The 15,285-nt window shown below is 66.7% G+C and carries 12 protein-coding genes; 9 read left to right on the top strand and 3 right to left on the bottom strand.

All coding sequences use genetic code 11. The features are described from left to right. Positions 1–2: 2 nt before the first annotated feature. The 5 genes from HMPREF3014_RS14020 (at position 3) to HMPREF3014_RS14000 (ending at position 5,398) form a co-directional block, all read left to right on the top strand. A complete protein-coding gene (locus HMPREF3014_RS14020; RefSeq protein WP_023087247.1) occupies positions 3–1,085 on the top strand; it encodes an LLM class flavin-dependent oxidoreductase in 1,083 nt (360 codons plus the stop codon). Positions 1,086–1,089: 4 nt separating this feature from the next. Continuing rightward, positions 1,090–2,241 (top strand): acyl-CoA dehydrogenase family protein, encoded by a 1,152-nt coding sequence (locus HMPREF3014_RS14015; protein ID WP_003143826.1) that lies wholly within the window; start codon positions 1,090–1,092, stop codon positions 2,239–2,241. Positions 2,242–2,348: 107 nt separating this feature from the next. Beyond that, on the top strand, positions 2,349–3,335 hold the full coding sequence (locus tag HMPREF3014_RS14010) for an aliphatic sulfonate ABC transporter substrate-binding protein (RefSeq protein WP_003113358.1): 987 nt from the start codon (positions 2,349–2,351) through the stop codon (positions 3,333–3,335). A gap of 11 nt (positions 3,336–3,346) precedes the next feature. After that, positions 3,347–4,303 carry an ABC transporter substrate-binding protein gene (locus HMPREF3014_RS14005; protein ID WP_019726381.1) on the top strand — a complete coding sequence of 319 codons (957 nt, stop codon included), beginning with the start codon at positions 3,347–3,349 and terminating at the stop codon, positions 4,301–4,303. Positions 4,304–4,438: 135 nt separating this feature from the next. Next, positions 4,439–5,398, top strand: a complete 960-nt coding sequence (locus tag HMPREF3014_RS14000) for an aliphatic sulfonate ABC transporter substrate-binding protein (RefSeq protein WP_003097598.1) — start codon at positions 4,439–4,441, stop codon at positions 5,396–5,398. A gap of 66 nt (positions 5,399–5,464) precedes the next feature. Here HMPREF3014_RS14000 and qteE read toward each other — a convergent pair whose 3' ends face one another. Both qteE and HMPREF3014_RS13990 read right to left on the bottom strand, forming a co-directional pair. Next, positions 5,465–6,037: a quorum threshold expression protein QteE gene (gene qteE, locus HMPREF3014_RS13995; RefSeq protein WP_003090369.1), complete on the bottom strand. Its 573-nt coding sequence runs from the start codon at positions 6,035–6,037 to the stop codon at positions 5,465–5,467. A gap of 206 nt (positions 6,038–6,243) precedes the next feature. Continuing rightward, on the bottom strand, positions 6,244–7,347 hold the full coding sequence (locus HMPREF3014_RS13990) for a polyamine ABC transporter substrate-binding protein (RefSeq protein WP_003090368.1): 1,104 nt from the start codon (positions 7,345–7,347) through the stop codon (positions 6,244–6,246). Between the two features lie 152 nt (positions 7,348–7,499). Here HMPREF3014_RS13990 and vqsR point away from each other — a divergent pair, with 152 nt between their 5' ends. From vqsR to HMPREF3014_RS13975, 3 genes are all read left to right on the top strand, one after another. Further along, entirely contained in the window at positions 7,500–8,306 is an 807-nt protein-coding gene (gene vqsR / locus HMPREF3014_RS13985; protein ID WP_003097562.1) for a transcriptional regulator VqsR, read from the top strand. A gap of 119 nt (positions 8,307–8,425) precedes the next feature. After that, positions 8,426–11,080, top strand: a complete 2,655-nt coding sequence (locus HMPREF3014_RS13980) for a TonB-dependent receptor (RefSeq protein ID WP_034067794.1) — start codon at positions 8,426–8,428, stop codon at positions 11,078–11,080. Positions 11,081–11,090: 10 nt separating this feature from the next. Further along, positions 11,091–12,305: an MFS transporter gene (locus HMPREF3014_RS13975; protein ID WP_003113355.1), complete on the top strand. Its 1,215-nt coding sequence runs from the start codon at positions 11,091–11,093 to the stop codon at positions 12,303–12,305. A 15-nt stretch (positions 12,306–12,320) separates the two neighbouring features. Here HMPREF3014_RS13975 and HMPREF3014_RS13970 read toward each other — a convergent pair whose 3' ends face one another. Further along, positions 12,321–13,349 carry an AraC family transcriptional regulator gene (locus tag HMPREF3014_RS13970; RefSeq protein ID WP_034067795.1) on the bottom strand — a complete coding sequence of 343 codons (1,029 nt, stop codon included), beginning with the start codon at positions 13,347–13,349 and terminating at the stop codon, positions 12,321–12,323. 617 nt (positions 13,350–13,966) lie between these two features. Here HMPREF3014_RS13970 and pqsH point away from each other — a divergent pair. After that, positions 13,967–15,115 (top strand): 2-heptyl-3-hydroxy-4(1H)-quinolone synthase, encoded by a 1,149-nt coding sequence (gene pqsH / locus HMPREF3014_RS13965; RefSeq protein ID WP_003119987.1) that lies wholly within the window; start codon positions 13,967–13,969, stop codon positions 15,113–15,115. The last annotated feature ends 170 nt before the right edge of the window (positions 15,116–15,285 follow it).

Here is a 15,285-nt window from a genome sequence, read left to right as displayed (position 1 = left end):
CCATGAGCATCCAGTTTCTCGGCATGATCGGCCATCGCCTGGCCTCGGAGACCCTCGCGCCGGTCGGACCTATCCTCGACAAGACTTACATCGCCGCTTTCGCACGCGCCCACGAAGAGGCCGGCTTCGATCGAATCCTGGTCGGCTACTGGTCGGACCAGCCGGATGGATTCCTGGTGGCCGCCGCCGCTGGCCTGGCCACTTCCCGGATCGGTCTGCTGCTGGCGCACCGCCCCGGTTTCGTCGCCCCGACCCTGGCCGCGCGCAAGCTGGCGACCCTCGAACACCTCCTCGACGGGCGCCTGGCGGTGCATATCATCAGCGGCGGCAGCGACGCCGACCAGCGCAAGGACGGCGATTATCTCGACCACGACCAGCGCTATGCCCGCAGCGACGAATTCATCGAACTGCTCAAGCGCACCTGGACCAGCACCGAACCCTTCGATTTCCACGGCGCGCACTACCGCGTGGAGCACGCCTTCTCGGCCATCCGTCCGCAGCAGAAACCGCACATTCCGGTGTATTTCGGCGGCTCCTCGGAAGCCGCGCTGAAGGTCGCCGGCAAGCAGGCCGATGTGTTCATGCTCTGGGGCGAACCCCTGGCACAGGCCGCCGAAACCATCTCCGCTGTGCGCGAACAGGCGCGCTCGAATGGTCGCGAAGTGGAATTCAGCCTGTCGTTCCGGCCCATCCTCGGGCGCACGGAGGACGAGGCCTGGGCCAAGGCCGAGGCGATACGCGCAAGCGCCGGCGCGCGCCTGGGCGAGGCCGGCTTCCCCAAGGGCAAGCCGCAGAGCGTCGGCGCCCAGCGTCTGCTCAAGGCGGTGGAGCAGGGCGAGCGCCTCGACGAGCGCCTTTGGACCGGAATCGCCAGGCTGGTCGGTGGCGGGCACAACTCCACCGCCCTGGTTGGTACCGCGGAACAGGTGGCCGACGCCCTGCTCGCCTACTACGACCTGGGCGTGCGCAATATCCTCATTCGCGGTTTCGATCCCCTCGCCGATGCCGTGGAATATGGCCGCGAGCTGATCCCGCTGACCCGCGCCAAAGTCGCCGAGCGCGAGCGCCGGCGCGCCACGGCCTGATCCCATGGCCGTCCTGCAGACTCCCTCGGCGGCGTTCGATGAACGGCTGCCAGAACTGACCCGGCAACTGGCGGAAAGCGCCGATGCCCATGACCGCAGCGGAGATTTTCCCCATGCCAACCTGGCCCTGCTGCGACACCACGGGCTGCTCGCCCTGGCCTTGCCGCCTGCGCTCGGCGGTCCCGGCGCCAGCCTCGGCGAGCTGCGCCGGGTAATCGGCGCGGTGGCTCGCGGCGAACCCTCCACGGCCCTGGTGCTGTGCATGCAGTACCTGCATTTGCGGCGCCTGGCCGATAACCCCGATTGGCCCGGCGCGCTCAAGCGGCGCGTGGCGCGCGAGGTGCTGGAGCAGGGGGCGTTGATCAATAGCCTGCGCGTGGAGCCCGAGCTGGGTTCGCCGTCACGCGGCGGTCTGCCGGGTACGCTGGCGCGGCGTGTCGGCGACGGCTGGCAGCTGTCCGGGCACAAGCTCTACACCACCGGCATTCCCGGCCTGACCTGGCTGGCGGTATGGGCGCGCAGCGACGAGCCGATCCCCCGCGTGGGTACCTGGCTGGTGCGCCGCGACAGCCCAGGCATCCGTATCGTGGAGAGCTGGGACCATCTGGGCATGCGCGCCAGCGGCAGCCACGAGGTGCTCTTCGAAGAGGTGGCGGTGCCTCTGGAAAACGCCATCGGCCTGCATCCCCACGACCAGCCTCCGGCGCCGGACCAGGCCGTGCTGCGCGACTTCGCCCAGGCTAGCGCGGTGTTGCTCGGCGCTCTCTACGACGGTATCGCCGGGAGCGCCCGCGAGTGGCTCGTCGGCTGGCTGCGCGAGCGCGTGCCGGCCAGTCTCGGCGCGCCGTTGGCGAGCCTGCCGAGGATGCAGGAGGCGCTCGGCGAGATCGACGGCCTGCTCCTGCAGAACCGCCTGCTGCTCGATGCCGCGTGCTGCGGACAGTTGCCCGCCAGCGACTCCGGGCTGCTCAAGGTCGCGGTCATCGACAACGCGTTGGCGGTGGTCGAGAAGGCCCTGGAACTGAGCGGCAACCACGGCCTCAGCCGGCACAATCCGCTACAGCGGCACTACCGCGACGTGCTTTGCGGACGTGTCCACACGCCACAGAAAGATAGCGTCTGGAGCGCGGCGGGGAGGGCGGCGCTGAGTCTTTGAAACGTACCTCCCACGATTCTCGACCCTGGCCTTGTCGGCGACCGCACCGGCGGAACGGATAGCCCAGGATAGCCCCGGCTCCGTGCGGAGCTGCCTGGAGATTGCCCATGAAACGACCCCTGTGTGTGCTTGCCGGCCTGCTGGCCGCGACCCTGCTGGCTGGAGCCGCCAGCGCCGCCGACCTCATCAGCCTGCGCCTGGGCGATGTGAAGGGCGACCGCTACGCCGCCCTGCGCGCGTCCGGCGAGCTCGACGACCTGCCGTACAAGCTGGAAATGTCGGCGTTCCCCTCCGGTGCACCGGTGCTCGAGGCGCTCAACGCCGGGGCCCTGGACATAGGCTTTACCGGCGATATCCCGTTCCTCTTCGTCTACGCTGCCGGCGCGCCGCTCAAGGCGGTGGGCGCCTGGCACTTCAACCCGGCGACCGTGGCGCTGGTGGTCGGCAAGGACTCGCCGATCCGTTCGGTGGCCGGCCTCAAGGGCAAGCGCATTGCCGTCAATCGCGGCGGCTGGGGGCATTTCCTCGCCCTTGGCGCGTTGCGTCGCGCCGGCCTCGGACCGCAGGACGTAAGCTTTTCCTTCCTTGGTCCGGTGGACGGCCGCGCCGCCCTGGTGCGTGGCTCGGTAGACGCCTGGGTGCCCTGGGAGCCCTATACCTCCAGCGCCGTGCTGCTCGATCAGGCGCGGGTCATCGACAACGGTGCCGGGATCATGACCGGCTACTCCTATGCCCTGGCCAGCGACGCTGCGATCGCCCGCAAGAAGGCCGCGATCAGCGACCTGCTGACCCGCCTGGCGCGTGCCCAGGCCTGGGCCCTGAGGCATCCGGAGGCGTTCGCCGAGGCCCTGGCCAAGGATCTGAACATGCCGCGCGAAGTCACTCGGCGCTGGGTTGGCGAGGCGCGCATCAGTCCTGTGGTCTTCGGTCCGGAGGTTGCCGCCACCCTGCAGACCGCCGCCGATTTCTTCCATGCCGAAGGCGTGCTGCCGAAGTCGCTGGAGGTCGCCCCGGCGTTCGACTTCAGCCTGTCCGCCGGTGCCGCCGAAGTGGCCCGCCAGTTGCCCGCCGACCTCCGCGTCGGCCAGCGTTGAGGAGTTACGGAATGCGTCAGACCCTGAGCCTGTTCCTGCTTCTCTGCCTGCTCGTCGGCCAGGCCTGTGCCGACGAGCGCGTGACCCTGCGCCTGGCCGACCAGAAGGGCAACATGCGCGCTCAGTTGGAGGCTGCCGGCGCGCTGGACGAGCTGACCTACGACATCCGCTGGTTCGAATTCCCCGCCGCCGCCCCCCTCGCCGAAGCACTCAATGCCGGTGCGGTGGATGCCGGCATCATCGGCGACGCGCCATTGCTCTTCGCCCTGGCCGCCGGTGCCCGGCTGAAGGCCATCGCCGTCGACAAATCCGATCCCTACGGTACCGCCGTGCTGGTGAGAGGGGATTCGCCGCTGCGCTCGGCCAACGACCTGAAAGGTCAGCGCATTGCCACCGGGCGCGGTTCCATCGGCCACTTCGTCGCGCTCAAGGCCTTGGCCTCGGTCGGGCTGGGCGAGAAGGACGTCGAATTCCGCTTCCTCGGCCCGGTGGACGCGAAAATGGCCCTCGCCAATGGTTCCGTGGATGCCTGGGCGACCTGGGAGCCCTACACCGCGCTCGCGGAGACCGCCGACAAGGCTCGGGTACTGGTCGACGGTCGCGGCCTGTGGGCTGGCAACAGCTTCCTCGCTGCTACCGATAGCGCACTGGCCGACCCGGCGAAACGCGCCGTGCTGCAGGACTACCTGCAACGCCTGGCCAGCGCCCAGCGCTGGGCGTACCTGCACCTGGACGAGTATTCGCGAAGCCTGGCGCAGATCATCGGCTTCCCCGAGGACGCCGCGCGCTTGCAGTTCGAACGCCGGCGCTTGCGTTGGCAGGCGCTGGATGAGCGAACGCTCGGCCAGCAGCAGGAGACCGCCGATTTCTACCAGGCCCATGGATTGATTCCGCAGCGCCTCGATGTGCGGCCGACCTTCGCCAGCGGCTTTGCGGTCAGGCAGGCGTCGGATGCGGATATCCGGTAGGCGCTGCCCGGGCATTAATTGATAACTATAAGTTATTTATCGATTGTTTTTTATTCCAATAATCTATCCGTTCCGTCGCCGGCAGCTGGAACTCCCGTCCCTGCGGGCGCTCGCACCTATCCCAGGAGTCATCGCATGTCTCGTCCGTTCCTGCGTCGCTTGGCCATCGTGTTTGCCGCTTCCGTCGTCCTGTCGGGCATTGGTGGCGCACAGGCCGAGGAGGTCCTGCGCATCGGCTTCCAGAAATCCTCGACTCTGCTGACCCTGATCCGCAGCCAGGGCACCTTCGAGCGCGAGTTGGCCAGGCAGGGCATCCGGGTGTCCTGGCATGAGTTCCCCAGCGGCCTGCCGTTGCTCGAATCGCTCAATGTCGGCAACGTCGATCTCTCCGCCGACGTCGCCGACACCGTGCCGGTGTTCGCCCAGGCGGCGGGTGCTCGCCTGACCTACTTCGCCCGCGAAACACCTTCGCCCGCGGCGCAGGCGATACTGGTCGGCGAACATTCGCCGCTGAAGTCCCTGGCCGAGCTGAAGGGCAAGCGCATCGCCGTGACCAAGGCCGCCGGCAGCCACTACCTGCTGATCGCCGCGCTGGCCAGCGCCGGGCTTGAGTTCTCCGACATCCAGCCAGCCTACCTGACGCCAGCCGACGGCCGCGCCGCCTTCGAGAACGGCAAGGTCGACGCCTGGGTGACCTGGGACCCCTACGTGGCAAGCGCCCAGCGCCAGCAACGCGCGCGGGTACTGGCCGACGGCCAGGGCCTGGCCAGCTACCAGCGCTACTACCTCGCCTCCAGCGACTACGCCAGGAAACATCCTGAAGTGCTCCAGCAGGTCTTCGCCGAACTGCAGCGCACCGGGCGCTGGCTCAAGAGCCACCCGGCCGACGCGGCCAAGGTGCTGGGGCCGCTGTGGGGCAATCTCGATGCCGCTACCGTCGAGCAGGCGAATGCGCGGCGCAGCTACGACGTACAACCGGTGAGCGCAGATGGTCTCGACGAGCAACAGCGCATCGCCGACGCCTTCCACGCCCAGGGACTGCTACCCAAACCGGTGGATGCGCGCGCCGTGGAGGTATGGCAGCCGCGGCACTGAGCGGCGCGGCTGCCCTGTGATGCGCGGCACCGGCGGCCAGCGTAGCTTGCCGCTGGCGCGCGTCCTTCAGGCCAGCCCATAGCTGATCTGCTCGGCCTTGACGTGGAACGCCTGCTCACGGCTCGGAAGATGCTGGTTGGCATCGGCGTTGCCCTGGCGCAGGCGTTCGGACCTCAGCGTCGGCAGGCGGAACACATCCTGCCGCTCGGTCTGCAACGCATTGCCGCGCATCAGTTCCATCAACGGAACCTGCATGGCCGGGGTGCTCTGGCCGAGGAAGTAGTTGGGCACCTCGTCGCACCACAGCAGCATGTAGTCGCTCACCGCGTCGTGCTCGGCGTCGAGCACCACGTACTCGACGCGGTGGCGCAGGACCACTTCGGCGTCGATGCTCCAGCGGGTGTCCACGGTGAACAGCGGAACGTGCTTTTCCACGTCCACCAGCAGGCCATTCACCGCCTTGCAGCCGGACTTGCGGCAGGCCACGTGGTAGCGCTTGTCGGGGAGGGGGTGACGCGCCACCACGTCGCGCCCGCCAAGCAGGTGCAGGTCGAACTCCTTGATGCGGATGTCGATCAACTCGCACGGCAGGTCGAACCCCGCAGGCGTCAGCAGCCTGGGGCAGAAATGGATAAGCATGGTTTTCTCCATCAGGCATGCCCGGGGCTTTCCCGCCCTGGGGGAGAGGTATCTCTATCGGTCGCAGGTCAGCCGGCAAGCCGCATCCTGACGGACGAGGCAGAGCCTCGCCCGGTGAAAGACGCGAACGCCGGTCCTGGCGGACCTCGCTGGATTTTTCTGGCTCCGGGCGCTCCCGCGCTTCCAGGGGGCGTCTCGGGCGGGTGTCAGCTCCCGGTCTTGACCCGGCTCCAGACCCGGGTACGGATTCTCTCGACCTTCAGTGGCAGGGTTTCCAGCGGGAAGAGGGTCGCCATGGTTTCCTTGCTCAGGTAAACCGCCGGGTTTTCCCGCAGCTTCCGCTCTACCAGCGGCAGCGCCGCCTGGTTGCCATTCGGATAGCCCACGTAGTTGGAGGTCCTGGCGATGACCTCCGGACGCAGCAGGTAGTCGATCAGCGCATAACCCTGCTGCGGATGCGGTGCATCCTTGAGCAGCACCATGTTCTCGGCCCAGACCAGCGAGCCTTCCCGGGGAATGCTGTAGGCGATATGGCGACCGTTCCCGGCCTGTTCGTTGTTGACCTGGGCCATGTAGGCCGTGCCCTGCCAGCCGACCACCACGCAGACGTTGCCGTTGGAGAGATCGGTGTCGACTCTGGAGGAGTCGAAATAGCGAATGTAGGGGCGAACCTTCAGCAACAGTTCCTGGGCTTTCTGGTAGTCCTCGGGATTCTGGCTGTTGTGCGGCAGGCCCAGGTAGTTGAGGGCGATGGACACCAGCTCGGTGGAGGAGTCCAGCGTGGCCACGCCGCACTGGCTGAGGCGGGAGATGTTCTCCTCCTTGAAGACCAGGTCCCAGGAGTCGACCGGCGCGTCGGGGCCGAGCAGCTTGCGGACCTTGTCCACGTCGTAGGCGATCCCGGTGGTTCCCCAGAGATAAGGTACGGCATAGCGATTGCCGGGATCGTTGGCCTGAAGCTTCCCGAGGATGTCCGCGTCGAGGTTCTTCCAGTGGGGGAGCCGGTCGCGGTCGAGTTCCTGGAGGACGCCCGCCTTGATCAGCCCGGGCAGGATGTTGGAGGTGATCACCACCACGTCGTAGCCGGAGCGGCCGACCATCAGCTTGCCCTGCGCGGTCTCGGCGCTGTCGAAGGTGTCGAGGACGACACGGGTGCCGGTTTCCTTCTGGAAAGCCTTGGGCGTTTCCGGGGCGATGAAGTCATACCAGTTGTAAAGATGGACGCTGGTTTGCGCAGCCCATGCACTGTCCGCCGCTGTCGCACCGATCGTCGTCAGGATCGATAACGCCAGTGCACAAACTTTTTTCATTGGATTTCCTTTCCGAAACGAAACAAGTTGGATTTTGCACCTACCAGAACTGGTAGTTCTGACCTGTGGCTATCTTCGAAGGCATCGATATTATGCACATTGGAACTCTTCATGACATAACGCCGAGTGACTAATCCCAGAGGAGTAGTTGTGTGGATATCGCATTGCACGGCGGCGCCTGGCACGAGTCACTGGGAAAGTTGCTCGAAGCGCTGGACCGGCCGTTCTTCTGGCGGATCCTGGCGCAGACCCTCGGCCAGTTCGCCCCCGTCGACAACTGGGCGGCCCTGATATTCAGCGATTCCAGTCCCTTGATTCTTTCCTTCATGGAGGAGGAGAGAGAAGAAGTCGAGCCGGACCCGCTGATCAGTCGATATATAACCGGACTCTATCTGCAAGATCCTTTCTACCAGGTATCCAGAAACTGTCGGCGCGGCGGGCTTTTTCATCTTGCGGATATCGTCTCCGAAGATTTCGAAACGACCGAATATTACAATACGTACTTTGCGCATTATGTGGTGACGGACGAAGTTCAATATAACGTCCCGCTGGATGGTGAAAGAACCCTGTGCCTGTCGTTGGGCAGCGAGAGCCGCTTCGGCGCCGAGCAGATCGCGCTGTTCGAGCTGCTTCGCCCGTGGGTCATCGCGCTGATGAAAAAACGCATCCACTTCGAGGATGCGGTCAGGGAGGAGGCGAAACCGATCGCAGCGGCGGAGGTGGAAGTCCAGCCCTGGAGAGGGTTGATATCGCCGCTGACCGCGCGGGAGTCGGATGTCATCCGCCTGATGCTGGATGGATACTCGAACAAGGAAATAGCGGATCGGCTGACGCTGTCGATCGCCACCATCAAGGTGCATCGCCGGCACATCTACGCGAAGCTGAACGTGAAGTCCCACTCCGAGATATTCGCGCTATTGATCAACCCGCCCGCGCCGCGGCTCGCCGACGCACGCTAGTGCGCCGCCTGCGGAGGAATCCGGGCGCATAAGGTTATGCGAAATTCATATTGCCCGACGCTGAAAAAGCCGGCGTCGGATTGCACTCATGGGCGAATTCCATCCAGGACGATTCGACCATGCCCGATGTACGTCTTTCCTCTCGTTCGTTGACCCCCATGCTCTGTGCGGTGGGGCTCGCCTGCGCGCTGCAGGGCGAGGTGCAGGCCGCCGACGGTGGGCCGCGCGACGCGGCCACGGCGCCCCGGGTATTCGACATAGCGCCCGGCGAACTGGCCGAGGTGTTGTTGAACATCGTGCGCCAGGGACACGTGCCGATCGCCTTCGACCAGCGCCTGGTGGCGGGGTTGCGCGGACCGGATATCCGCGGCCGGCTCAGTGTCGAGGACGCCTTGCGGCGTGCCCTGGCCGGCAGCGGGCTGGCATACGCGCAGGACGAAAGCGGTGCCTTCGTCCTGCGCCGCGGACAGGCGCCTGTGCAGGAGACGCGAGGTGCGGCGGTGGCACCGACCTTGTCCACCGTGGTGGTCACCGGCACGCGCAAGAGCGATGTGAAGGCGCAGGACAGCCTGAGCCCGATCGATGTGGTCAGCGCTACCCAGCTACGCAGCAGCGGTGCGGTCGACCTGCGCGATGCGCTGGTCAAACTGTTGCCCTCGCTGACCCGCCAGGCCCAGCCGTTCAACGCCTCGGCGTTGACCCACACGCAGTCGCTGCGCGGGCTGAGCCCCAACCATGTGCTGGTGCTGGTGAACGGCAAGCGTCGCCACGAAACGGCCAATCTCAATATCAGCGGGGGGCTGGAGAAGGGCTCCACCGGCGTCGATCTGGACACCATCCCGATCAACGCCATCGAGCGGGTCGAGGTGCTGCGCGACGGCGCCTCGGCGCAGTACGGCTCGGACGCCATCGCCGGGGTGATCAACGTCATCCTCAAGTCCGCCGACAGCGGCGGGTCGGCGGCCGCTGACGTCGGGCAGACCGGCGACGGCGACGGCTTCACCCATGGCGGCGGGGGGAACATCGGGCTGGCCTTCGGCGATAGCGGCTTCGTCAACCTCACCGCCGAATATCGCGAGCAGGAGCGCACGATGCGCAGCGGCATCGATGAGCGCACCGGTCGGCGCGACAACATTTCCATGGGCGATCCCGCGTTCCACCGGCAATCGTTGGCGCTCAACTCCGGTTTCGGGTTGGGCGACGATATCGAGGTGTACGGCTTCGGCACCTATACTCGGCGCAAGGCCTCTTCGGCGGCCAACTATCGCCTGGCTTCGGTGGCGCCGACGCTGTATCCGGACGGCTTCACGCCGCGCCCGAACAGCGACGAGGACGACTATGCGTTCCTCGCCGGGGTGCGCGGCGAGCATCTGCTGGATGCCTGGCACTGGGACCTGAGCAGTGGCTACGGCGCCGACCGTCCCGATATCGGCATGACCCAGTCGGTGAACGCGGCGATCTACCGTGAAACCGGCAACAGCCCGAGAAGCTTCGACCTGGCGCGCTACCGCAACAGCCAATGGACCAGCAACCTGGACCTGGGGCGGGAATTCGAATTGGATTTCCTCGCTGCTCCGCTGGCGTTGTCGCTGGGTGCGGAATACCGGCGGGAAAGCTACCGCATCGACGCCGGCGACCCGGCGTCCTACTACAGCGGCGGGGCGGAATCCCTGGCTGGCCTCTCGCCGCTCAGCGAGGGGCAATGGTCGCGGCACGCCTGGGCGTCCTACCTGGACCTGGGTACCTCCCTGACCCCAGCCTGGGAGGTCGACGTGGCGGTGCGCCACGAGAAATTCAGCGACTTCGGCAGCACCACCAACGGCAAGTTCGCCACCCGTTACCAGTTCGATCCGCGGGTGGCGCTGCGCGCCAGCGTAAGCAGCGGGTTCCGCGCGCCGTCCCTGGTCCAGGAGCACTACACCGGCCTCAGCGTCGGCCCGACCATCGCCCTTGGCCTGCTGGCGGCCAACTCGCCGGCGGCGAAGATGCTCGGCGCCGACGAACTGCAACCGGAGAAGTCGACCAGCTTCAACCTTGGCCTGGTACTCAGCCCGTGGGAAAACGTCGGGCTGAACATCGACGCCTACCAGATCAGCATCCGCGACCGCATCGTCGACAGCGCCACCTATTCCGGCCAGGAAGCCATCGATGCCCTGGCCGCGGCGGGGATCTCGTTGCCGGCCAGTGCCAGTACGGTCAGTACCCACTACCTGGCCAACGGTGCCGACACCCGCACCCGCGGTGTCGACATCACCGGTCACTACCTCGTCGCGCTTGGCGAGTACGGGCAGGTCGACTGGGAACTGTCGGCCAACTTCAACCGCACCACCTTGCGCAAGAACCATCGAGGCGCCAACGGCGAGCCGCTGCTCAATGCCCAGCAGGTCGCCTGGATCACCAGCTCCACCCCGCGCAGCCAGGTTTCCCTCGGCGGCACCTGGAGCCGCCAGGACTGGGAGGTCAGCCTGCGCCTGACGCGCTACGGCCGGACCAGCTCGGAACTCGACTACACGGTAGGGCCGGACGCCTGGTCGACGGAGAAATTCAACCATTTCGTCAACGACCCGAAGTACATCACCGACATCGCCGCGCGCTACCGGCTCAGCGCCGACCTGACGCTGACCGCCGGCGCCGACAACCTGTTCGACGTCCGTCCGAACAAGCTGCCCGCGCAGAACACCACCTATGGCGACGTGCTGCGCTACGACACCTATGCCTCGCAGATCGGCTTCAACGGCGCCTTCTACTACCTACGCGCGGCATACCGCTTCTAGAGGGCCAGGCGTGGCGCAACGAGAATTTTCCGCGACCAGCGGCGGTGTGCTGCTGGCGTCGGTGGTGGCGATCATGCTCGGGCCCACCGGCATCCTGCTGAACACCTTCAGTCTGTTCATCGCACCGATGAGCGCCGAGTACGCCTGGGACCGCGCCGAGGTGTCGTTGCTGGTGACGCTGTTCGGACTGGCGGTCGCCATCACCAGCCCGCTCAAGGGCTGGCTGATCGATCGTTGGGGCGCGCGGCGGACAATGCTCGGGCTGACCGCCGCCCTGTCGCTGCCGCTGCTCGGCCTGGCGGCGGTGAATGCCGTCTGGCAACTCTACGCGCTGTTCCTGCTGATCGGCCTGCTGGCGCCAGGCAACCTGCCTTACGGACGTATCCTCGGACTCTGGTTCCGCCAACGCCTGGGCGTGGCCTACGGCCTGCTAGGCCTGGGCTTCGGGGTGGGCGGGCCGCTGGGCCTGCTGGTCGGCCACCAGAGCCTCGAAGCGTGGGGCTGGCGCGGCGCTTTCCTGGTCTACGGCGTGCTCGAACTGGGCCTGGCGCTGCCGCTGCTGGCCTGGCTGTTCCGCGAGCCAGCGCCGGATGCTGGCGTGGCCGCCGGCACGGCCGTAGCGGAAACCGCGCTGAGCGGATCGACGGCGCCCCAGGCCTGGCGCAGCGCCAGTTTCTGGCTGGTGCTGGGCAACCAGGTACTGGCGGTGTTCGTGATGTCCGGGATCATGACCCATGGCGTGCCGATGCTGGTGGAGCGCGGTTTGTCCCGGGGCGAGGCGGGCACCGCGCTGTCGGCGTTGTGGGTCGGCATGATGCTGTCGCAGCCGCTGATGGGCTGGCTTCTCGACCGCGTGGCGACGCCTCGGGTGGCGTTGCCCTTCGCCCTGGCGGCGGTGCTCGGCATGGCCTGGTTCCTGGTGGGCGACACACCGAGCGGTCTATGGCTGGCGGTGTTCCTGGTCGGCCTGGGTGGAGGAGGGGAAAGCGGCACCACCAAGTACCTGTTGATGCGCTACTTCGGCCTGCGCAGCTTCGGTGTGATCTACGGTTCGATCCAGCCGTTCACCTTCGCCCTGTCGATCAGTCTCGGCGCTTACCTGCTGGGCTGGCTGTACGACCGCGCCGAAGGCTACGGGACGGCCGAATGGGTGCTGCTCGCGGCTTTTTCCCTGGCTGCGTGCAGCCTGTTCGCCTTTCGCCCCTATCCGCAGAAATTGCCCTGAAGGGAATCATGCCGGCTAGCGTTCGCCCTGGCGCCGCGCGGTCTTGCCGGCGAGGCGGGCCTTGCGATAGTCGTTGGCGCACTGTCCCGTCCAGCGACGGAAGGCGTGGCGAAAACTGGAGGTATCCATGTAGCCCAGCCTCTCGGCGACTTCCTCGATGCGCAGTCGCTCGTCCCGCAGCAGTTGGCGCGCCCTGTCGTGGCGGACCAGGTCGAGCACTTCCCGGTAGTTGGTGCCCTCGTCGGCGAGCCGTCGGCGCAGCGTCCGTTCGGTGACCTTCAACTGCCGGGCGACCCAGGCGATGCTCGGGTAGCGGTCCTGTAGCACCTCCAGCAGTGCCACGATGCGTTGGCGGTAGCCGCCCATCTCGCGGGTGACGCGGGTGTTGAAGGCCTTGCTGCCGAGCGCCAGCGAGGCCTGGAACACGGCGGAGTTGGCAGTGGCGATCTCGGCCTCGAGCAATTCCTCGGGGAGGGTGAAGGTGATGCCTGCGCCGGCGAAATACACCGGCACCCGGAAATACTCCTCGTATGCCCGCACGTCGCCGTTCCTTTCCGGGAGGCGCAGGCGGACCAGTTCCAGCTCGCCCAGCAGCAGGTCGCGGAACACCGCGTAGGCGGCCGACGCCAGGACGTTGGCGTGATACAGCCGGGCCGACTGCGGCCAGTCCGGCTTGTCCTGCAGGTCGATATCCACATCCACGGTGTCGCAACTGGAACGTCGCACCGCGATCCCGCGGATATCCTTGCGGAACAGCAGCATGTTGGTCTTGATCAGTTGCAAGGCTTCGCCCACGGTGCCGGCACTCTGCAATGCCAGCCCGGCGACGCCGTAGTCGGAAAGGCGGTAGTGCTCCCCCAGGCTCAGGCCTTCCAGGGGGGAGCGTCCGTTCAGCACGATCCACTCGTAGAGCGCTTCGCTGGGCAGGCGCGGCTCGGCAGCCGAACCCTGACGCATGTCCGGAGGCGTGATGCGTTGCACGGCGAGGTAGTTGTTGAGTGGTCGCCACTCGAAATCGTACTGGATGTTTTCGGACGGGCTCATCGGTTACCTCTTGCACGCGATGCTATCGCCCTGAAGGCGTCAGGGCTTCGTTATTCCATGCGGATGTCGTTTCGGTTGATTTTCGTACGCTGGGCTTCCGGCAATCACTACCTTGCGTAAGGGGTTGACAGGAGCGGGGTCTGCGTATAGCCGCGCCTCCGCGACGCCGTGCCGATCAGTCGTGCATGCTTGCCGTGGCCCGGCTGAGCACTGCCGTCCCGGCCACTCTCGCCGGGGTGGCTGCGCCTGGATGATCGTCGTGGGCGGTGGTGGCGCGGGCCGGTTGCCCTGAGCTTCAGGCGCCATCGCCGCTTGCCGGCGCTCGGGAGGCCGCTGGCCAAGGAAAACCGTAGCGCCGCGGCGGGCGGCGGCTAGCGGGGATTTCCGGCCACGCGTGCCGTGCCCGGGCCTCGCTTGCCTTCCCGGCGCGCCGGACTCCCGGTGGCCTGGAGGACAGGAAAAGCGAGCGGCGAGGTGTCGGCGAGCAGGGTCAACTCGATCTTCTGATAGGGTCGGTGGGCTGTCCGGGGCGGCTAGGATGGACATTTTCATCGTCTCGGGCAGGCCTGTCGCGACCGCGCGAAGTCGCGACGGATGCCGCTGCTAAGGAGCAACGGATGACCGTTCTTATCCAGGGGGCCGGGATCGCCGGCCTGGCGCTGGCGCGCGAATTCACCAAGGCAGGCATCGACTGGCTGCTGGTCGAGCGGGCCAGCGAGATCAGGCCCATCGGTACCGGCATCACCCTGGCGAGCAATGCGTTGACGGCGTTGTCCAGCACCCTGGATCTCGACCGGCTGTTCCGCCGTGGCATGCCGTTGGCCGGCATCAACGTATACGCCCACGACGGTTCGATGCTGATGTCGATGCCTTCCAGTCTGGGTGGGAGTTCCCGCGGCGGCCTGGCGTTGCAGCGCCACGAGCTGCATGCGGCGCTACTGGAGGGGCTGGATGAATCGCGCATTCGGGTCGGGGTCTCCATCGTGCAGATCCTCGACGGACTCGACCACGAACGCGTGACCCTGAGCGACGGCACTGTCCACGACTGTTCGCTGGTGGTCGGTGCGGATGGCATTCGTTCGAGCGTGCGACGTTATGTCTGGCCGGAGGCGACCTTGCGTCATTCCGGCGAAACCTGCTGGCGCCTGGTCGTTCCCCATCGGCTGGAGGACGCCGAGCTGGCGGGAGAGGTCTGGGGGCACGGCAAGCGCCTCGGCTTCATCCAGATCAGCCCGCGCGAGATGTATGTCTACGCGACCCTGAAGGTGCGCCGGGAGGAGCCCGAGGACGAGGAGGGCTTCGTCACCCCGCAACGGCTGGCCGCCCACTACGCGGACTTCGACGGCATCGGCGCGAGCATCGCCCGGCTCATACCGAGCGCCACCACGCTGGTGCACAACGACCTCGAGGAGTTGGCCGGCGCCTCCTGGTGCCGCGGACGGGTAGTGCTGATCGGCGACGCCGCACACGCCATGACGCCGAACCTGGGGCAGGGCGCGGCCATGGCCCTGGAGGACGCCTTCCTGCTGGCGCGCCTGTGGTGCCTGGCGCCGCGCGCCGAGACGCTGATCCTGTTCCAGCAGCAACGCGAGGCGCGGATCGAGTTCATCAGGAAGCAATCCTGGATCGTCGGCCGCCTTGGTCAGTGGGAATCGCCCTGGAGCGTCTGGCTGAGGAATACCCTCGTTCGCCTGGTGCCGAATGCCAGTCGCAGGCGCCTGCACCAGCGTCTTTTCACCGGTGTCGGTGAGATGGCCGCGCAGTAGCCGCCGGTGCCAGTGGCGTCTTGGTCGCCTGTTTTCGACTTCGGCGATGGTCGCTATGGAGGAGTCCCGGGCAACCAGGGCGCTTGCGCTTTACCAGGCCCGGCGTCGCTGGGCTCTCCACAGGTTCGCCGGTTTTTGCTGCGATCCGGTCTGCCGCTCGCCGGGGGCTG

This window comes from Pseudomonas sp. HMSC065H01, assembly GCF_001815235.1.
GTDB classification, from domain to species: domain Bacteria; phylum Pseudomonadota; class Gammaproteobacteria; order Pseudomonadales; family Pseudomonadaceae; genus Pseudomonas; species Pseudomonas aeruginosa.
The sequence above is the reverse complement of the archived record's forward strand: the minus strand, read 5'-3'. Positions and strand labels throughout refer to the sequence as shown.